The following is a 20,424-nucleotide window of genomic DNA, read 5'->3' on the forward strand; positions in this document are numbered from 1 at the left end:
GGCGTCGGTAATCTTATGTTTCTTGGTCGAAAGATCTGATCACCGCAAGGGCATTTAGTTCCATTTCTTATGTGCAGCTCAGGTTAGTTAATTCACGGCTCTGTATTTAACCAATTTGGGCGCGAAGAGCAGTTTTACCAAATAAAATATGAATTATTTAAATACTATAATTGATAAGCTGTACTGAAGGTACGGCAGTTAGCATTCTAAACATCTGCTTTTTGCCTTAGCTCTTTAGCTACTGAAGCTATTAAATGCCGAGAGCAGTTTAATATATCTTGAATATCACTGTAACTATGGCCAGTGGTAAGTAAACTTGCGATATGTTGCCGTTTTTTCATATCCTTTTGGCGACCTAAATATTTTCCTTCTAAGCGCGCTTTATTTATCCCTTGAGATTGCCTACGTCGCCGGTCATCATAATCTTTACGTGCTACAGCTGCTAGCATATCTAACATCATAGCGTTCACTGCTAGAAGGATAGAGTCGGTAAAGCCTGTGTTATCTTTTTTCTCTAATGCTAACCAGCTAGTAGGTAGCTCTGGCGATACTATAGATAAACGTTTTGCTGCAAGTTTGTTTTTTAAAACTTCCCAGTCATGCTGTTTCAAACGTGCTAACCGGTCAATTTGTTCTACTAGTACAATGTCACCATTGCTAGAATCATCAATTAAACGCATTAACTCTGGTCTTTGTAATGTGGCGCCTGAAATGTTTTCAACGTAAAAAGTAGCTATGCGTTGATTGTGCTGTTTAGCAAACTGAATTAATGACTCTCTGGCCCGCCCTGCATTTTGTTCTTGAGTAGATGCTCTTAAATAAGCCCGAATAAACATGGACAGCTCCTTAGTCTGTTATGGATAGTTCTTTTAATTTGGTCTGTTATAAGTGGTTTTATTGGTTGATATTTAATGGAAGTAGCTGGTTCTTATGAGCTGTACCCATAAGGAACTAAAAAGTCATGTTCGATCTCCATAGTGCAATTCCGCATGTACGGCAAATATGCTGATTATGAATTCCATATTTAGTATTCGCGACAGCCTTTATCCACACAGAGTTTGCACCACAATTATGGCAACCTTTAAATTTACTCCCACCAAAGCTACCGGGGTGAGCTAGCTTGTAATCACTAAAGCTCTGCCCATCAAGAAAAGTGCGCCCAAAAGCTTCTATATCATCTTTAGTATTCTTAATTTTCTCATCTACTGACTTAGAAGATTCATCATGATCTTGTTTAAATTTAAATATTGAAAATATTAGTTGGTATAAAAACTTACAAAATAAGTAGCTAAACCAAATCAGCAGTATAATTGTGAGCCACTCGGCCCCTCCCATAAATAGTAATCCAAATATAGAAAGTACAATGCCTAGTAACTTCAACTTACTTTGCCATGAACGTATTTTTTTACTCATACCTACACTCTATAAAGATAATAAATATTTACTTAAAAACTTATTTTGGAGAAGAGATAATACTTTCTGATACTTTCCATTAGTCATTACAATAAGTTCTGATTTGGTGATCTTAGGAGCTTTAACTGGTAAACCCGTATATGAAATATCTGGGTAGGTAGCAGGATTAAATAACCCATGTGGAATATTATCCCCATCATATAATCTTCTTCGAAGCGTAAGATCAATATAAGCCCCATTGGTTAGTTCAATCCAGCAATGAGGGGTAACGTATCTAGATACAATATTATCTCTAACACAACCAACACGACTTTGATGGAACAAACCAGATTCTCTGAGTAAATGGCTGATCAAAAATGTCATGTGATCACTGTTTAACTTCAGATCTTCAAACTGTAATAGAGCTAGATCAAGTTCATCATTAAAAGGATCCATTATTTTGGCTTCCTAAATATCAATTGCTTACCTTGCTCATATAAAACAGGATAGGAAATGAGTTCACTACTTTGAACAATCTTATTGGGCGGATAATACATAATCATCCATGGAGGCAATGATGCGCTAATAGCTCTATAAAACTCATCCATTGGAAAGTTATTGTCTTTTCCTGTCTGTTTGAATATAAAACGGGAGTAATTTTCTGGGTGAGAGGCAGTTATGCTGTAACTATTCAGTTCACTGTCAATTATGTATTCAGGTGTTTTCCAGTATGTAGGTTCTTGAATATTATAAGCAACAATACAGTTATCCATATTACACCCATATTTTTCGCTTTTAATAGACCACAACATTAAAGGGTGGCCATCTATGGTAGGTGTTTCTATTTCTGAAAGCTTAATTGCAGTCAAACCCATATCAATACTTACTTGCTCAATTGCATGGTCAACTAAATCAATATATTTGTTATATGCTTGCTCTTCTGATTTTACTAATGAAGCAGGCATCCACCCAATTAGACTTGGTCTAGCAGATGGACTATCTGGCGTCATCATTATATCTGTTGCGTTAAATAATAGCGTTTGACTACCGGATAAGTGGCGCAATGGTGCATCAAACGATGTTGCTAAGCTTGCAAAATTAAGAAGTGGAACAAACACCCCTTTGCTATATGAGTTTGTTCCATCTGCTGAATCCCGTAAATCTATATCATAAATATCGCCAGCACGAGCCAAGTTCAATGCCCGTGATTGGCCTGCATTATAATCTCTAGTGAGGGATATACAGCCTATTAAAGTAGTAGTAAGTAACACTGAAGTAATTAATATACGTTTATGCATTATTCTCTCCTCTCGTTTAATAGATGATTACATAACGTAAAGCAAACGCAAGAGAAAAACACAAAATATTTAATTATATCAATAGTTTGCACTTTAAGTACAAACTACCAGGCGGATTAAAGTATAAAGAAAAAGAATAACTTTTTTAGTAAGGTCTTAGTAAAATATTTAGACAAATTAAGAGCGTGATAATCCCACTTTCCCACTTTTCCCAAGTCTTAAAATGAGTTGAAGCTATGAAAGTGAAAATATTATGGGTATTTTTACTTATTTTTACTTATTTTTAAAAAAATTTGCACTCCACCTGAGCTCCAATAAAACCATAAGCAATTGATATTAAATAATTTTGTAGTTTATGTATCGGTAAATAGTCGAATTAATAAGTAACAATATAATTTATTAAGGGTGCTTAGGCGCCCTTTTCCATGCCTAATATTTACAATAACAACTCACCTAGCTGTGCTTTAATAATCCACTTTAAAAACCAAACAGACTACAAATACAGTTTGAGCTGCACTTATATCAGCCTCAATTCGCCTTTAATAATGTACATAAAAAATGTAACAACGCTAATAATCACAGCTATTAGCGGCTAAAACGTTTTCATTTATAGAACAAAATAGCTGTAGTTATGCTTATTAAACACTCTAAAACTGAAGCTATAGCATTGGTTATCCATGTTTGAATAGGGGGAATTATCAAGTCATAAAAACAAAACGTAACTAAAAAATACGTTTTGTTCGTCTACACCACCAGCAAAATTCAGTTAAATATTCACTTTAGATCACTCAAATTTTATTTTTTTGCAGATCAGTTATCCACAATTGCGTGTTTTTTTGCCTCAGAGATAAATTAAACGTCTTTAAAATAGGAAAATAAGCTGTATTTAATTAAAAAAGGGCTGTTTATAAAAAATAATAATGGTTATTTAACCTGATCTGACTAAATAGATCATTTTTTAAAATTATTTTCGATCCCAATTTAAGGTTATCAACAAGCTTTATATCCACATTAAGATCAACAAGCATCTATACGTTTATTTTCAATCGCTGGTGGCAAATACTAAATATAAAATCAATGACTTAGCAATAAAACTGCAACTTTAATTGATAGTTAAGCAGAGCTTTCCCCAACCTTATCAACAACTTGATCAGAAGATTACATTTAAAGATATTTTGTTAAACCTTTAATTATCAAGTAGTTAAGCAGTACATTTAAGTGAAGGCTTAAATAAGTACAAAAATAGTTATACAAAATAGCACTCTTAACTTTACTGTTATACTCACTGGGCTATTATAGGCGGCAATTAAAACTAATAGTGATCACAAATATTCATGAGTTCAGTAAATCTTATCGTTGGTAGTCAAATGGGATCCGCAGAATACGTTGCCGAGCAACTAAGCGATGCGCTTAATAGCCAAGGTATTAATACCCAACTACATGATCAACCTGAATTTAGTGAAATAGATCAGCAAAATACCATTTGGTTAATTTGTACATCAACCTATGGTGCGGGTGATTACCCAGAAAACCTTATTAACTTTGTTGATGAGTTATCTCAAGTTGATGATTTATCGCACTTAAAGTACACGGTCATCGCTTTAGGTGATACCAGTTATGACACGTATAACCTTGCAGGGCGTAATATAGATACGCTTTTAAGCCAAAAAGGCGCGATACAATTAGCACCGCGCTTAGAACTGAATATTCTTGATGAAGCACTTCCAGAAGATACGGCCTTAGCTTGGTTAGACTCGTGGATAGCAAAAACAGGTCTAAAATAGAAAGATCAAGTAAAAAGTTATAAATAAAGTTACCCACAATTTACTAATAATTTAAAAGATTTTGTGGATAAACACTGATTAAACTGCTTTTTTAACCATGCTTATCCATGGGATAAGATCGAGACTTGATCGGCCTGTGCATAACAGCCTGTTTTGATCAGAGCTTATTTGCCTGAAGATCCGATCATATTAACACCTTTAGATCCGATCTAATTATATGTTTTTAATCACGATCTAAAGCTTATCAACAGAAAACCCGATCAGTAGTAGTAATAGTATTAAAAGATCTCTTTAAAAGATCCTTTATATTATTAGAGATCACTTACTTAGATCTTGAGCACTGTTTAATCATTTATCTTCTGCTAATTTCTAGGTAGAATACGCTCCCTTTTGAAGTTTACTGGTTTGATTTAAGTAGGATCCCATTAATGATTTTTCACGAAAATTTTGACGTTATCGTAGTAGGTGGTGGACATGCTGGCACTGAAGCCGCATTGGCAGCTGCCCGTATGGGGATGAATACCCTGCTGCTGACTCACAATATGGATACCCTTGGTCAAATGTCTTGTAACCCAGCGATTGGTGGCATTGGCAAAGGCCACTTAGTTAAAGAAATTGATGCCCTGGGTGGCGCAATGGCTCAGGCTATTGACAAAGGCGGGATCCAATTCCGTACGCTTAATTCTTCTAAAGGCCCTGCTGTACGAGCTACTCGTGCTCAAGCGGATCGTGCTTTGTACAAAGCGGCTATTCAGAACACACTTCAAAACCAAGAAAACTTAAAGATTTTTCAACAATCATGTGATGATCTTATCGTTGAAAACAACCGTGTAACCGGTGTCGTTACCCAAATGGGTCTGCGTTTCAGTGCTCCTAGTGTAGTACTAACCGTAGGCACATTCTTAGGTGGCCAAATTCATATCGGTCTTGAAAACTTTAAAGGTGGCCGTGCAGGCGATCCACCTTCAATTGCATTGGCTGATCGTTTACGCGAACTTCCATTTAGAGTGGATCGTTTAAAAACCGGCACACCACCACGTATTGATGCACGCACTGTTGATTTTTCTAAAATGCAAGAACAACCAGGTGATGCACCAACACCGGTATTCTCATTTATGGGTAAACAAAGTGATCACCCACAACAAATTCCGTGTTACATCACTTACACAAATGAAAAAACACATGATGTTATTCGCAAAAACTTACATCGCTCACCTATGTACTCAGGTGTTATCGAAGGAATAGGCCCACGTTACTGTCCGTCTATTGAAGATAAAATTGTCCGTTTTGCTGATAAAGATAAGCACCAGATATTTGTAGAGCCAGAAGGCTTAACGTCATACGAGTTATATCCTAACGGTATTTCAACCAGCTTACCGTTCGATGTGCAGTTAGAAATTGTGCAATCGATCACCGGATTTGAAAATGCACATATCTGTCGTCCTGGCTATGCTATTGAGTATGACTTTTTTGATCCGCGCGACTTAAAACAATCATTAGAAACTAAATTTATTGATGGTTTATTTTTTGCTGGTCAGATTAATGGTACTACCGGTTACGAAGAAGCGGGCGCACAAGGTCTGATCGCAGGTATGAATGCAGCCTTACAAGTACAAGGTAAAGAATCGTGGACGCCACGTCGTGATGAAGCTTATGTTGGTGTATTAATTGACGACTTAGCAACACTGGGTACAAAAGAACCGTACCGCATGTTTACTAGCCGCGCTGAATACCGTTTGTTACTACGTGAAGACAACGCTGATATACGTTTAACTGAAAAAGGCCGTGAATTAGGTTTAGTTAACGATGAACGTTGGCAAGCATTCAACGAAAAAATGGAAGTGATCGCTAAAGAAAAACAGCGTATTAAAGATACCTGGATCCATAAAGATCATGCGGTTGTTGATCAAGTAAATGAATTACTTAAAACTCCACTTGTGCGTGAAGCCAGCTTAGAAGAATTATTACGCCGACCTGAAGTGCGTTATAACGACTTGATGGCCATTGAAGGACTCGGATCTGAATTTACCAATAAGGCCGCTTTAGAGCAGGTTGAAATTCATACGAAGTACGCAGGTTACATTGCACGCCAGCAAGATGAGATCAATAAGCAGCTTCGTCATGAAGAAACAATTTTACCAAAAGAGTTTGATTATAAAACCGTCTCTGGTTTATCAAATGAAGTTGTTGCTAAGCTAATTGATGCTCGTCCAGACACTATTGGTCAAGCTTCGCGTATTTCTGGTATCACCCCAGCGGCGATTTCGCTATTATTAGTGTATCTGAAGAAGCAAGGCTTGTTGCGCAAAACTGCGTAACAGTAAAGGTACATTGTGTTACAGCAACAATTAACAACTTTGTTAGCGCAAACTGATATTGCGCTAACACAAAAACAACAGCAGCAACTTGTTCGCTATGTCGAATTACTCGATAAGTGGAATAAAGCCTATAATTTAACCTCAGTACGTTTACCTCAAGAAATGATGGTTAAACATATAATGGATAGCTTAGTTGTTGCGCCTCACTTGACCGGTCATCATTATATTGATGTTGGCACAGGTCCTGGTTTACCGGGCATAGTGTTAGCTATTGCCTTACCCGATACGCAGTTTGTATTATTAGATAGTTTAGGCAAACGTGTACGTTTTTTAATGCATGTTAAACATGAGCTTGGCCTTGATAATGTGACCCCTGTGCAGTCAAGAGTTGAAGAATATCAACCAAGTGTTAAATTAGATGGCGTACTAAGTCGTGCATTTGCATCGTTACAAGATATGATTGACTGGTGTTCGCACTTAATCGATCATTCAGGTAAGTTCATTGCACTTAAAGGGGTATTTCCAAGTGAGGAATTAGACTCACTCCCTGCTGGTGTTAAGTTTGAGCAAAAAATTGCATTAGAAGTACCCGATTTAGATGCACAACGACATTTAATAATTCTTTCTAAAGACTAGGGATCAGAGACACTGTGGCAAAAGTCATCGCATTAGCAAATCAAAAAGGCGGAGTAGGTAAAACGACCACTGCCGTTAATCTCGCTGCATCTATGGCTGCAACGAAACGTAAAGTGCTGTTAATAGATCTCGATCCGCAAGGCAATGCTACCATGGGCAGTGGCGTCGACAAATATGGTGACGTCCCTACTATCTATGATTTACTCATAGAAGATAAGCCTATTGATGAGGTGATTATTAAAGAAACCTCAGGCGAGTATCATATGATTGCTGCAAACGGCGATGTGACCGCTGCAGAAGTTAAATTGATGGAATTATTTGCTCGCGAAGTACGCTTACGCAATGCACTTGAAAAAATTCAGGAGCAGTACGAGTTTATTTTTATAGACTGCCCGCCTTCTTTAAATATGCTAACCGTTAATGCCATGGCTGCTGCCGATTCTATTTTAGTGCCTATGCAATGTGAATATTATGCATTGGAAGGATTAACTGCATTAATGGATACGATTACGCAACTTGCTAAGTTAGTTAATCCTAACTTACAGATTGAAGGCATACTTCGTACTATGTACGATCCGCGTAATCGATTAGCAAATGATGTATCAGAACAATTAAAACAACATTTTGGCGATAAAGTATACCGTACGGTGATCCCACGTAATGTTCGACTTGCAGAAGCCCCTAGTTTTGGCGCACCGGCAATGTACTACGATCGAGCATCAAGTGGTGCGAAAGCGTATTTAGCTCTCGCGGGTGAAATGCTGCGCAGAAAAGAAAAAACAACTCCTGTTGTCGCCTAACTTTGAGGTAAAAAAAATAACATGTCTGCTAAAAAACGAGGTTTAGGCCGAGGACTCGATGCACTTTTAAGTTCATCTAAACCTGCACCAAGCGAAAGCAAGGAACACGACAGCGCCAATGTAACAAACGCAGTTGAAAATGCGGCACAGCCTAACAACAGTGAATTACAAAAACTACCCATCGAATTTTTACACTCAGGGAAATACCAACCTCGTAAAGACATGTCTGAAGAGGCACTTGAAGAACTTGCCAGTTCAATTCGTTCACAAGGGATAATTCAACCGATTGTTGTACGCCCAGTTGCGCATAGCAGTTATGAAATTATTGCCGGTGAACGTCGTTGGCGCGCTGCGCAAATTGCCAAGCTTGAGTTTGTACCGTGTATTATTAAAGATGTACCCGATGAAGCGGCCGTTGCCATTGCCCTAATTGAAAATATTCAGCGTGAAGACTTAAACGCCATGGAAGAAGCGATAGCACTTAATCGCTTGCTTAATGAGTTTGAGTTAACGCATCAACAGGTGGCTGATGCCGTTGGTAAATCGCGTACTACCGTGACTAACTTATTACGCTTGAACAACCTCAATAACGATGTAAAGATTTTGTTAGAGCATGGTGACATTGAAATGGGTCACGCACGTTGCTTATTAGCACTTGAAGGCGAAGTGCAATCGGATGCTGCCCGTTTAGCTGTTGCAAAAGCATTGACCGTTCGCGAAACTGAAAAGCTAGTACGTTCTATTTTAGAGCCTGTTCCAGCAAAAGAAGTAATAGAAAAAGACCCAGATGTTAAACAGTTAGAGCAACAGCTTGCTGATAACTTAGGGGCAAAAGTAGAAATAAATTACAACAAAAAAGGCAAAGGGAAGTTGGTTATTTCTTACACTAATCTTGACGAGTTAGACGGTATTTTAAACCGTATCAATCAAGACTATTCCCACCATTAATTCATTGGATGTCTAAAAAGGGACATTTACAGCGATTTTGTGTTACAAAGCACCTACTCAAGTTGCAAAACTGGCAGGATTAAGTATAATTTCGCCAGTTTTCATACCCTGACAATTAGAGCGTCATAAAGGTTAATTAAAAGTGACTAATAAGTTAGCGAGCCCGTATAGGCTTGCCGCATTAAAATTAATTTGCCTTCAGGGATTTGTAGCCCTTTTAGCTGCACTAATAATTTTTATAGGTTGGGAAACCAATGCCGCACTTTCAGCTCTAGCTGGTGGCGCAGTCGCAGTACTTCCTAACTTTGTATTTGCGCTTTATGCATTCAGATATATGGGTGCAAGTCGAGCAAATCAAGCGTATGCCTCGTTAAAACGCGGCAACGGATTAAAATTTATGCTAACAATCGTTTTGTTTGCACTAATGCTAAAGCTTTATCCGGTAGTACTGCTACCTTTCTTTTGTGCTTATGTGTTGGTGTTGTTTACAGGATTGTTTACACCCGTTTTTTTTAAACATTAACTTTTGGGATATAACATGGCTGCAGAAGAAGTTACTCTATCTAGCCATATTCAGCACCACTTAACCAATGCTAAGATGTGCTCGACCGACGCCGGTCTTGCCTTCAATAAAGCATGTACGGATAGTGGCTTCTGGACATGGCATATAGATACCCTCGCATGGTCTATCGGACTAGGTCTAATATTTTTATGGATCTTCCGTAGTGCCGCAAAAAAATCAACTCTGGGTGTACCTGGAAAACTTCAATGTTTCATTGAAATGGTTGTTGAGTTCGTTGGCGACAACGTACGCGATACCTTCCACGGTAAAAGTAAGCTAATTGCACCATTAGCATTAACAATATTCGTTTGGATATTCTTAATGAACTTAATGGATTTAATCCCAGTTGACTTCCTACCTGCATTTGCTGGCTTTGTTGGCGAAACTGCATTCGGTATGGATTCACACGACGTATACATGAAAATTGTACCAACTACAGATATCAACATGACAGCTGCACTTGCGCTGGGCGTGTTCATTCTAATGATTGGTTACTCAATTAAAATCAAAGGTATCGGCGGTTTTATTAAAGAACTAACACTTCACCCGTTTAGTTCAAACAATACAGCTATGCAGATTCTTTTAATCCCATTCAACCTATTACTAGAACTTATCGCATTGGTTTCTAAGCCGTTTTCACTGGCTCTGCGTTTGTTCGGTAACTTATATGCAGGTGAATTAATCTTCATCCTTATCGGTGCAATAGGTTTAATGCAACTACCGTTGCACTTTGTGTGGGCTGTATTCCATATCTTGGTAATTGTATTGCAAGCATTCGTATTCATGATGCTTACAATCGTATACCTAAGCATGGCAAGTTCGGATAATCACTAATTTATAACTTTTAATTTTTACTTTTAATTACAATTGAAACTTTGGAGAAAAAAATGGAACTAGTATTAGGTCTTAAGTACATCGCAGTAGCTTTACTTATCGGCTTCGGTGCAATCGGTACAGCAATCGGTTTTGGTAACATGGGCGGTAAATTCCTTGAAGCATGTGCGCGTCAACCTGAGCTTGCACCATCGCTACAAGTTAAAATGTTTATCCTTGCTGGTCTAATCGATGCTGTAGCAATGATTGGTGTTGGTATCGCGATGGTATTGTTGTTCGTACTTTAATTTTATTTTTTGAACAGCTTACTATTTAAGGAGGAGCGGTTGTGAACTTAAACGCCACTCTTATCGGTGAATTAATTGCGTTTACGGTGTTCGTATTATTTTGTATGAAATACGTATGGCCACCACTAAACGGTGCAATTGAAGCTCGCCAGAAGAAGATCGAAGATGGTTTAGCTGCCTCTGATAGAGCCGAAAAAGACTTAGAACTTGCGCAACACAAAGCTGCAGAACAGCTTAAAGATGCAAAGGCTCAAGCGGCTGATATCATTGAACAAGCTAAAAAGCGTGCCACGCTAATCGTTGACGAAGAAACTGTTCGTGGTCAACAAGAGCGTGAAAAAATTATTGCTCAAGGGCACTCTGAAATTGAAGCAGAGCGTAACCGTGTGACAGAAGAGCTACGTAAGAAAGTAGCAACTCTGGCTGTGGTTGGCGCAGAAAGAATTTTAGAGCGCGAAATCAATCAAGCCGCACATAGTGACATCGTTGAAAAACTTGTCGCTGAGCTGTAATTAGGAGGGTATGAGCATGTCTGAATTGACTACTATCGCTCGCCCATACGCTAAAGCGGCTTTTGAACTTGCCGTTGAAAAAGGCACCATTGAAAGTTGGAATGACATGTTGTTCTTTGCTGGCCACGTTGCCAGCAATGAACAGGCATCAACCATTTTAGCTGGATTGCCTACTGCTACTGCACAAGCTGAGTTATTTATTAACTTATGTGGTGAGCAGCTCAACGAACAAGGTCAGAACCTAGTTAAGGTGATGGCTGAAAATGGACGTTTGATTGCACTACCTGAAGTTGCTCAATTATTTTCTGCTTTAAAAGCAGACTATGACAAAGAAATCGATATTGACGTGATTTCGGCAACGCCTCTTGCTGCAGCGCAGCAAGAATCATTGGTAGCGGCACTTGAAAAACGTTTCGCACGCAAAGTTAAGCTGAATTGTAGTGAAGACGCTACAGTTGTTGGCGGTCTTATTATCAAGGCGGGTGACACTGTAATTGACGGCTCTTTACGCGGTAAATTAAATCGCTTAGCCACAACACTACAATCGTAATTGGGAAAAAGAGCATGCAACTTAATTCCACTGAAATTTCAGATCTGATCAAACAACGTATTGAGAAGTTCGAAGTTGTAAGTGAAGCTCGTAACGAAGGTACAATTGTATCTGTTACTGACGGTATCATTCGCATCCACGGTCTAGCTGACTGTATGCAAGGTGAGATGATTGAGCTTCCTGGCAACCGTTATGCTATCGCACTAAACCTTGAGCGCGACTCAATTGGTGCAGTAGTAATGGGTCCTTACGCTGACCTTACAGAAGGCGTAAAAGTATACACAACTGGTCGTATCTTAGAAGTGCCTGTTGGTGCGGGTCTACTTGGTCGTGTTGTAAACACACTAGGTGCTCCTATCGATGGTAAAGGCGCTTTAGATAACGACGGTTTTGAACCTGTAGAAAAAATTGCACCAGGTGTAATCGAGCGTCAATCAGTAGATGAGCCAGTGCAAACTGGTTACAAATCTATCGATGCAATGATTCCAGTTGGTCGTGGTCAACGTGAGCTTGTTATCGGTGACCGCCAAACAGGTAAAACTGCACTAGCAATCGATGCAATCATCAACCAAAAAGACACAGGCGTTAAGTGTGTGTACGTTGCGGTTGGTCAAAAAGCATCTACTATTGCTAACGTAGTACGTAAATTAGAAGAGCACGGTGCACTTGCAAATACTATCGTAGTTGTAGCATCTGCTTCTGAATCTGCGGCACTTCAGTACTTAGCACCGTTCTCGGGCTGTACTATGGGTGAATACTTCCGTGACCGTGGTGAAAACGCATTAATCGTATATGATGATTTATCTAAGCAAGCTGTTGCTTACCGTCAAATCTCATTGCTACTTAAGCGTCCACCAGGCCGTGAAGCATACCCAGGTGACGTATTCTACCTTCACTCGCGTCTTTTAGAGCGTGCATCACGTGTAAACACGGATTACGTTGAAAAATTCACTAACGGTGAAGTGAAAGGTAAAACAGGTTCATTGACGGCATTGCCTATCATTGAAACTCAAGGCGGCGACGTTTCTGCGTTCGTACCGACAAACGTTATCTCTATCACCGATGGTCAGATCTTCTTAGAAACTGACTTATTCAACTCAGGTATCCGTCCGGCAGTAAATGCTGGTATCTCGGTATCGCGTGTTGGTGGTGCTGCACAAACTAAAATCGTTAAGAAACTAGGTGGCGGTATCCGTCTAGCCCTAGCTCAGTACCGTGAATTAGCTGCGTTCTCGCAGTTCGCGTCTGACCTTGATGATGCTACTCGTGCTCAACTTGAGCATGGTGAGCGTGTAACAGAGCTAATGAAGCAGAAACAGTACGCGCCAATGTCTGTTGCTGAAATGTCTTTGTCGTTATTCGCAGCTGAGAAAGGTTACTTAAAAGACATCGAAATCGCTAAAATTATGGATTTCGAAGCGGCTTTACTTTCTTACGCAAATAGCACATACGCAGAGCTTATGGCTCAAATCAATGAAACTGGTAACTACAACGCCGAGATCGAAGCGCAGCTTAAAGAACTTCTAGAGAAGTTCAAGTCTACGCAAACTTGGTAATTTAGTTATTAATGGTGTGCTTTATATTCTAAAGCACACCTTGATTCGGAGAGAGAGTCATGGCCAGCGGAAAAGAGATTAAAAGCAAGATCGGCAGTATTAAAAATACTCAAAAGATCACTAGCGCAATGGAAATGGTTGCTGCGTCTAAAATGAAAAAGGCGCAAGAACGAGTGGCTTCAAGCCGTCCATACGCTGAAAAATTACGTAAAGTGATTGGTCGTGTTGCTCAAGCAAATCTTGATTTTACTCACCCGTTCTTAGAAGAACGTGAAGTAAAACGAGTTGGTTATATTGTTATCTCTACTGACCGTGGTCTGTGTGGCGGTTTAAACTCAAACGAGTTTAAAAAAGTCGCATTAGAGATTAAAGCGTGGAAAGAGAAAGGCGTAGATGCTGATTTTGCTACCTTAGGTAGTAAAGCAGCTGGCTTCTTTCAACGTTTTGGTGGTCAAGTGCTTGCTAAAAAAGCAGGTCTTGGAGATAAGCCTTCAGTACAGGATGTAATTGGTCCAGTAAAAGTAATGCTAGATGCATTCTCTGAAGGTAAAATTGACCGTTTATTCCTGGTATATAACAACTTTGTTAATACCATGAAGCAAGAGCCAATAGTAGATCAGTTACTCCCTTTGCCAAAAGCTGAAGAAGAAGTATCTACACATGCGTGGGATTACTTATATGAACCAAACCCAGAGGCTATTTTAGAGTCTTTGTTAGTACGTTTCATTGAGTCTCAAGTATACCAAGGTGTAGTTGAAAACGCTGCCTCTGAACAGGCTGCCCGCATGGTTGCAATGAAAGCTGCAACTGATAATGCCGGTGACCTTATGGATGAGTTACAGCTTGTATATAACAAAGCTCGCCAAGCAGCAATCACACAAGAAATTAGTGAGATTTGTTCTGGTTCAGCAGCAGTTTAATGCTTCAGGCAAAGATTAACGAGAGGAATAGACATGAGTTTAGGTAAGGTCGTCCAAATTATCGGCGCCGTTGTGGATATCGAATTTCCACAAGACAGCGTGCCAGCCGTATATGACGCGCTAAAAGTAACAGATGGCGATTTAGCTGGTTTGACTTTAGAAGTTCAACAGCAGCTAGGTGGCGGTGTGGTACGTACTATCGCACTAGGTACTACAGACGGTTTACGTCGTGGTGCTGCAGTAGCAAACACAGGCGAAGCAATTCAAGTTCCAGTTGGTACTAAGACCCTAGGTCGTATCATGAACGTACTTGGTGAGCCAATTGATGAAGCAGGTCCAATCGGTGAAGACGAGCGTATGTCTATCCACCGTGCAGCTCCTACTTACGAAGAGCAATCAAGCTCAGTAGAACTTTTAGAAACGGGTATCAAGGTAATCGACCTTGTATGTCCATTCGCTAAAGGTGGTAAAGTTGGTTTATTCGGTGGTGCCGGTGTTGGTAAAACCGTAAACATGATGGAACTTATCCGTAACATCGCAATCGAGCACAGCGGCTACTCAGTATTCGCAGGTGTTGGTGAGCGTACTCGTGAGGGTAACGATTTCTACCATGAAATGAACGATTCAAACGTACTTGATAAAGTATCGCTTGTATACGGTCAGATGAACGAGCCACCGGGTAACCGTTTACGCGTAGCGTTAACAGGTCTTACTATGGCTGAGAAGTTCCGTGACGAAGGTCGCGACGTACTTTTCTTCGTAGATAACATCTACCGTTACACACTTGCGGGTACAGAAGTATCAGCACTTCTTGGTCGTATGCCATCAGCGGTAGGTTACCAGCCTACACTTGCTGAAGAAATGGGTGTACTTCAAGAGCGTATCGCATCTACTAAGACAGGTTCAATTACTTCAATCCAAGCGGTATATGTACCTGCGGATGATTTAACGGATCCATCTCCAGCAACAACGTTTGCTCACTTAGATGCAACAGTGGTACTTTCACGTGATATCGCATCACTAGGTATCTACCCAGCGGTAGACCCTCTTGATTCATCTTCACGTCAGCTTGATCCACAAGTAATCGGTGAAGAGCACTACGGTGTAGCGCGCGGCGTTCAAACAGTTCTTCAGCGTTACAAAGAGCTTAAAGACATCATCGCGATTCTAGGTATGGACGAGCTTTCTGACGAAGATAAGCAACTTGTATCTCGTGCACGTAAAATCCAGCGTTTCCTATCTCAGCCATTCTTCGTGGCAGAGGTATTTACAGGTGCGCCAGGTAAATACGTTTCACTTAAAGACACAATTGCAGGCTTCAAAGGTATCTTAAACGGTGAGTTTGATGATATGCCAGAGCAAGCGTTCTACATGGTTGGCTCTATCGAAGAAGCTCAAGAAAAAGCCAAAAGCATGTAATTAGGAGGGTAGTATGGCAGCTATGACTGTACATCTTGATGTAGTAAGTGCTGAAGAGAAATTATTTTCTGGTTTAGTAGAATCTATTCAAGTATCTGGTAGTGAAGGTGAGTTAGGTGTTAACGCCGGTCACGCCCCACTACTAACTGCCCTTAAACCTGGTATGGTACGTTTAGTTAAGCAATTTGGTGAAGAAGAACTCATCTATATTGCTGGCGGTACACTAGAAGTTCAACCGAACATAGTGACCGTACTTGCTGATACAGCTGTTCGTGGTGAAGACCTAGACGAAAAAGCTGCAGAGCAAGCTAAGCGTGACGCTGAAGCCCAAATGGCAAAAGGCGCATCTGCTGAACTTGATTACAATCAAGCAGCAATGCAACTAGCTGAAGCAATTGCTCAGCTACGCATTATTCAGCAATTACGTAAAAAGTAAGCCTATCTGGTTTTTAAAAGCCCACTTTATGTGGGCTTTTTTGTGCTTGATGATAAATCTCGTGGCTATTTGTAAATAAATTAATCGTAATGGCTAATATCTCTTCATTATTACTTATATCTACGCAAGATCCTCGTTACAATAACCCTATTCTATTAGGTGTTATTTTGCTTAAGTTAAGATTCAGTAGTTATTGCTTAGCCTACTGAGTATTTGCACATGATGTGACTTACGTAATCTACTTTGCAGCACACTTATTCTATCAAGCTAAAATAACGGAAAAAGGAAATTGTTTTAATGGCTCTAACAACAGTAATTCTTGCAGCGGGTAAAGGTACTCGTATGCGCTCTGCTCTGCCTAAGGTACTGCATAAAGTGGCAGGTAAACCTATGGTGCAACACGTTATCGATAATGCCAATGCGCTAGGTGCTACATCGACTAACTTAGTTTATGGTCATGGCGGCGAACTATTACAACAACAGTTAGCCGATAATAACGTAAACTGGGTGCTACAAGCTGAGCAACTAGGCACAGGCCACGCAGTGGCACAAGCAAGCCCACATATAAATGACGACGACGCTGTACTGGTTTTATACGGTGACGTACCTTTAACGAAACAATCTACACTTGAGCGCTTATTAGCCGCGACACCTAAAAATGGTTTAGCAGTATTAACCGTTAATTTAGCAAATCCAAATGGCTACGGGCGCATGCTACGTGTTGATGGTAAGTTAGTGGGTATTGTTGAGCAAAAAGATGCTACCGCAGAGCAGTTACTTATTAACGAAGTAAACACCGGTATTATGGCGGTAAATGGTAAGCTTTTAAAAACATGGTTAGGTAACCTATCTAACAATAATGCTCAAGGCGAATACTACCTCACAGATATAGTTGCAATGGCGCATAGTGAAGGTGTAGAAATTACATCAGCACAGCCTGATCATCCAATGGAAGTTGAAGGTGCAAATAACCGCGTACAACTTGCAGGCCTTGAGCGTGCTTATCAAGCATGGCAAGCAGAAGAGCTCATGCTAAATGGGGCGACCCTTGCTGACCCTGCTCGCATAGATGTACGTGGCGACGTGAAAACAGGTGAAGATGTCCTCATCGATATCAACGTTATTTTTGAAGGCAATGTAACGCTTGGTAATAATGTACAAATTGGCCCTAACTGCGTACTTAAAAATTGCAGCATCGGCGATAATGTTGTTATTAAAGCCAATACATTGATTGAAGATGCATCAGTTGCGGCTAAATGTACACTCGGTCCATACGCCCGCCTTCGCCCAGGTGCAATAATGGAAGAAGACTCGCACATTGGCAACTTTGTCGAAATGAAAAAAACCCGTTTAGGTAAAGGCTCTAAAGCAAACCACTTAAGTTACTTAGGTGATGCTGAAATTGGCGAGAAAGTGAATATTGGCGCAGGTACTATTACCTGTAACTACGATGGGGTTAATAAAGCAAAAACCGTTATTGGCGATAACGCCTTTATTGGCTCTAACTCATCACTGGTTGCTCCTGTAAATATTGGTGCTACAGCAACTGTAGGTGCAGGTTCTGTGATCACCAATACTGTCGCGGATGATCAGTTAGCCGTAGCACGTGGCAAGCAACGCAATTTAGATGGTTGGAAACGCCCAGTTAAAAAATAGTAATGGCCATTACTTATTAAATATTTAAAGCGAGTTTTATAACTCGCTTTTTTATTGCCTAAATATAATTCAAATAAAAATGCCATATTGCTGTCATCCCTGTGTGTTGATATTTAACTAATACAACTCTAAGGAAAACAATAATGTTAAACAAATCAATAATAGCCCTTTCTTTGCTATCACTATTAACTGGTTGCTCACTAGATGGTGATGACGGCCAAGATGGCGCACAGGGTGTACAAGGTACAGCGGGTAATAATGGCGAAAACGGTACTAATGCAAATTCAGCTTTAAATATCAATCTTATTGGTCGTGCAGTTCTCAATGCACAAAGCCCTGAGGGTGCAGCTGAAATAGTCGCCTACCAAGCTTCTAAAAAATGGATTTATGCTATTAATAGCTCTGGTGATGAGGCTGTTGTGAATATCATTCCTGCCGATACGTTCGACACCGCAGCATTAGTAAAAGATAACGAAGGTATTGTAACCGCGACCAACTTAGCCTCTGCCATTACGCTCTCACTAAATGAAAATACGCCTGGCGATGCAAACAGCATAGCTATCGATGCGAATAACCAATTATTAGCGGTAGCAATGGCTGCTACAAACGTGGGTGAAGCTGGCCAAATAGCGTTTTATAATATTAGCGGCGATACACCGGTGTTTATTAAAAATGTAACAGTAGGTGCCCTACCCGACATGGTGACATTTAGCCATGATGGTGCAAAAGTAGTGGTTGCTAATGAAGGTGAACCTAATGGCGACTACAGTATCGACCCCGAAGGCACTATCAGCATTATCGATATTAATAACGGCACTATTGCCGATACCGCTATGAGCATCAACTTTCAAGATTACAATAATCAGCAAGCAGAATTAGAAGCGCAGGGCTTAGTGTTTGCCAATCCTACTGGACGTACTATTAATGGTAATTTAATAAATACCACCGTCGCTATGGATTTAGAGCCAGAATATGTGAGTATTTCCAAGGATAATAAATACGCCTATGTCTCTATTCAAGAAAATAACGCTCTAGCCATCATCAACCTTGAAGATAATTCCCTTGAGCTAAAAGGACTCGGTTTTAAAGATTGGTCAAACTTACAATTTGACGCTTCAGACAAAGACGGTGGTGTTAATTTTAAATCATACCCTGGTTTATATGGCATGTATCAGCCAGATACAATTGCAAGCTTTAGCTGGAAAGGAGCCAACTTTATTGTATCTGCCAATGAGGGTGATGCACGCGAATACTTTTTTGATGCCAGCGATGAAGCTGATTGTATAGCCAAGGGTGGCCTTGATTATGACGCTAAAGATGGGTGTTTGGGATATATAGATGAAAGCCGCGTAGAAGATCTAACGCTCGCAGCTAACTTCGATTACTTAAATAACGATGATAACGACATTGGTCGTTTAAAAGTTACAACAGTAAAAGGTGATAAAAATAACGATGGCCAATACGAATCGCTTTATGCTTATGGCGCACGGTCATTTACCATTTGGGATAGCAATGGGCTGGTGGTGTTTGACTCAGGCGATCAAATTGCACGAGTAACCGCTTCTGTTCATGGTAACGCGTTTAATAATAACGAAGATGAAAACAAAGGCGATACACGCTCAGATGATAAAGGGGCAGAACCCGAAGCGCTAACATTAGGTAAGGTTGGCAATAGGTTATTTGCTTTTGTTGGTTTAGAGCGCATGAGCGGAATAATGGTGTTTGATATAACCAACCCTTATGATGTGAAATTTCAAGACTACTTTTATAATCGAGGTTTAGAACCAAGTGCAGATATAAGTGGCGATCTCGCTCCTGAAGGAATGACATTTGTTCCTGCAGCGCAAAGTGCAACAAACGAAGCACTGCTTATAGTCGGTAATGAAATCTCAGGCTCAATTGCCGTATGGGAAATAACAACTCAGTAATTAGTAAAGTTTTAAGTAAAAGCGATATAGCGGTTATCTATAAATCGCTTTTACTTTCTCCTCTCTTAATAACTATGCCTTTTCTGAATGCTTTTTAATCAAAAACACCTCTGCAACCCTTTGTTTGTATGGTTATTGTACTAAATTGAAATTAATTTAATAAAACTGAAATAAAGCATTGACCCTCTCCAGAATATCCCTATAATGCGCATCCACTGACCCGGCAGGCAGCAATGAAAAGCGCTGAACAAACGGTAAGTGAGTCGAGTAAAACTTAGCTTTTAAATCTTTTAAAAGAAACTAAAAATTAAGTGTTGACAAAAAAATAGGAAAGCGTAATATGCGCAGCCCTAGCGAGGTAAAGTTAAACGCTTTAATCGCAACGTTCTTTAACAATATAAAGCAATCATCTGTGTGGGCACTCGTACAGATTGAGTTCTAACAGCCAAGCTACTTAGGTAGTGAGGCAAACAAATTTAGAGTCTCAATGTGATTTCTCGAAAGAGAAGCTGAGTGACCAACAGAATAGTTACTTTTAGTAATTATTCAGCACAGTCAATTCAATATCGAAAGATATTAAATAAATTA

20 protein-coding genes are annotated in these 20,424 nt (G+C 39.9%); 16 read left to right on the forward strand and 4 right to left on the reverse strand.

From position 1 onward, the window contains the following. Positions 1 to 206: 206 nt before the first annotated feature. The 4 genes from CWC30_RS00720 to CWC30_RS00735 form a co-directional block, all read right to left on the reverse strand. Positions 207 to 836, reverse strand: coding sequence for a recombinase family protein (locus CWC30_RS00720; RefSeq protein WP_138626149.1), 630 nt, complete (start codon positions 834 to 836; stop codon positions 207 to 209). Positions 837 to 951: 115 nt separating this feature from the next. After that, positions 952 to 1,413 (reverse strand): hypothetical protein, encoded by a 462-nt coding sequence (locus tag CWC30_RS00725; RefSeq protein ID WP_138626150.1) that lies wholly within the window; start codon positions 1,411 to 1,413, stop codon positions 952 to 954. A gap of 9 nt (positions 1,414 to 1,422) precedes the next feature. Beyond that, positions 1,423 to 1,848, reverse strand: a complete 426-nt coding sequence (locus CWC30_RS00730) for a hypothetical protein (RefSeq protein WP_138626151.1) — start codon at positions 1,846 to 1,848, stop codon at positions 1,423 to 1,425. Then, positions 1,848 to 2,690 (reverse strand): hypothetical protein, encoded by an 843-nt coding sequence (locus CWC30_RS00735; protein WP_138626152.1) that lies wholly within the window; start codon positions 2,688 to 2,690, stop codon positions 1,848 to 1,850. The genes CWC30_RS00730 and CWC30_RS00735 overlap by 1 nt, the downstream gene beginning before the upstream one ends. Positions 2,691 to 4,024: 1,334 nt before the next feature. Between CWC30_RS00735 and CWC30_RS00740 the strand changes: the two genes are divergently transcribed. The 16 genes from CWC30_RS00740 (at position 4,025) to CWC30_RS00815 (ending at position 19,836) form a co-directional block, all read left to right on the forward strand. Next, on the forward strand, positions 4,025 to 4,474 hold the full coding sequence (locus CWC30_RS00740; RefSeq protein ID WP_024601476.1) for a flavodoxin domain-containing protein: 450 nt from the start codon (positions 4,025 to 4,027) through the stop codon (positions 4,472 to 4,474). Between the two features lie 428 nt (positions 4,475 to 4,902). Then, complete coding sequence (gene mnmG, locus CWC30_RS00745; RefSeq protein WP_013466270.1) at positions 4,903 to 6,792, forward strand: tRNA uridine-5-carboxymethylaminomethyl(34) synthesis enzyme MnmG; 1,890 nt, start codon at positions 4,903 to 4,905, stop codon at positions 6,790 to 6,792. A gap of 15 nt (positions 6,793 to 6,807) precedes the next feature. Then, positions 6,808 to 7,428, forward strand: coding sequence for a 16S rRNA (guanine(527)-N(7))-methyltransferase RsmG (gene rsmG, locus CWC30_RS00750; protein ID WP_008464169.1), 621 nt, complete (start codon positions 6,808 to 6,810; stop codon positions 7,426 to 7,428). A 14-nt stretch (positions 7,429 to 7,442) separates the two neighbouring features. Beyond that, entirely contained in the window at positions 7,443 to 8,228 is a 786-nt protein-coding gene (locus CWC30_RS00755) for a ParA family protein (RefSeq protein ID WP_138626153.1), read from the forward strand. A 21-nt stretch (positions 8,229 to 8,249) separates the two neighbouring features. Beyond that, positions 8,250 to 9,176: a ParB/RepB/Spo0J family partition protein gene (locus CWC30_RS00760; RefSeq protein ID WP_138626154.1), complete on the forward strand. Its 927-nt coding sequence runs from the start codon at positions 8,250 to 8,252 to the stop codon at positions 9,174 to 9,176. 142 nt (positions 9,177 to 9,318) lie between these two features. Then, positions 9,319 to 9,699, forward strand: a complete 381-nt coding sequence (locus tag CWC30_RS00765) for an ATP synthase subunit I (RefSeq protein WP_008112121.1) — start codon at positions 9,319 to 9,321, stop codon at positions 9,697 to 9,699. A 15-nt stretch (positions 9,700 to 9,714) separates the two neighbouring features. Further along, complete coding sequence (gene atpB / locus CWC30_RS00770) at positions 9,715 to 10,572, forward strand: F0F1 ATP synthase subunit A (protein WP_138626155.1); 858 nt, start codon at positions 9,715 to 9,717, stop codon at positions 10,570 to 10,572. A gap of 53 nt (positions 10,573 to 10,625) precedes the next feature. Continuing rightward, positions 10,626 to 10,859, forward strand: a complete 234-nt coding sequence (gene atpE / locus CWC30_RS00775) for a F0F1 ATP synthase subunit C (RefSeq protein WP_004335261.1) — start codon at positions 10,626 to 10,628, stop codon at positions 10,857 to 10,859. A 41-nt stretch (positions 10,860 to 10,900) separates the two neighbouring features. Continuing rightward, on the forward strand, positions 10,901 to 11,371 hold the full coding sequence (atpF, locus tag CWC30_RS00780) for a F0F1 ATP synthase subunit B (RefSeq protein ID WP_036980703.1): 471 nt from the start codon (positions 10,901 to 10,903) through the stop codon (positions 11,369 to 11,371). A gap of 16 nt (positions 11,372 to 11,387) precedes the next feature. Further along, positions 11,388 to 11,921, forward strand: coding sequence for a F0F1 ATP synthase subunit delta (atpH, locus tag CWC30_RS00785; RefSeq protein ID WP_138626156.1), 534 nt, complete (start codon positions 11,388 to 11,390; stop codon positions 11,919 to 11,921). A 14-nt stretch (positions 11,922 to 11,935) separates the two neighbouring features. After that, positions 11,936 to 13,477 (forward strand): F0F1 ATP synthase subunit alpha, encoded by a 1,542-nt coding sequence (gene atpA, locus CWC30_RS00790; RefSeq protein ID WP_013466263.1) that lies wholly within the window; start codon positions 11,936 to 11,938, stop codon positions 13,475 to 13,477. 59 nt (positions 13,478 to 13,536) lie between these two features. Next, positions 13,537 to 14,397, forward strand: coding sequence for a F0F1 ATP synthase subunit gamma (gene atpG / locus CWC30_RS00795; protein ID WP_138626157.1), 861 nt, complete (start codon positions 13,537 to 13,539; stop codon positions 14,395 to 14,397). Positions 14,398 to 14,430: 33 nt separating this feature from the next. Continuing rightward, positions 14,431 to 15,816: a F0F1 ATP synthase subunit beta gene (atpD, locus tag CWC30_RS00800; RefSeq protein ID WP_024601473.1), complete on the forward strand. Its 1,386-nt coding sequence runs from the start codon at positions 14,431 to 14,433 to the stop codon at positions 15,814 to 15,816. 13 nt (positions 15,817 to 15,829) lie between these two features. Next, positions 15,830 to 16,252, forward strand: a complete 423-nt coding sequence (locus CWC30_RS00805; RefSeq protein WP_008464176.1) for a F0F1 ATP synthase subunit epsilon — start codon at positions 15,830 to 15,832, stop codon at positions 16,250 to 16,252. Positions 16,253 to 16,549: 297 nt separating this feature from the next. Further along, positions 16,550 to 17,908, forward strand: a complete 1,359-nt coding sequence (gene glmU / locus CWC30_RS00810) for a bifunctional UDP-N-acetylglucosamine diphosphorylase/glucosamine-1-phosphate N-acetyltransferase GlmU (protein WP_069438512.1) — start codon at positions 16,550 to 16,552, stop codon at positions 17,906 to 17,908. 143 nt (positions 17,909 to 18,051) lie between these two features. Next, entirely contained in the window at positions 18,052 to 19,836 is a 1,785-nt protein-coding gene (locus CWC30_RS00815) for a choice-of-anchor I family protein (protein WP_138626158.1), read from the forward strand. Positions 19,837 to 20,424 lie beyond the last annotated feature (588 nt).

It is taken from the genome of Pseudoalteromonas sp. S4741, from assembly GCF_005886135.1.
Classification (GTDB): Bacteria; Pseudomonadota; Gammaproteobacteria; order Enterobacterales; family Alteromonadaceae; genus Pseudoalteromonas; species Pseudoalteromonas tetraodonis.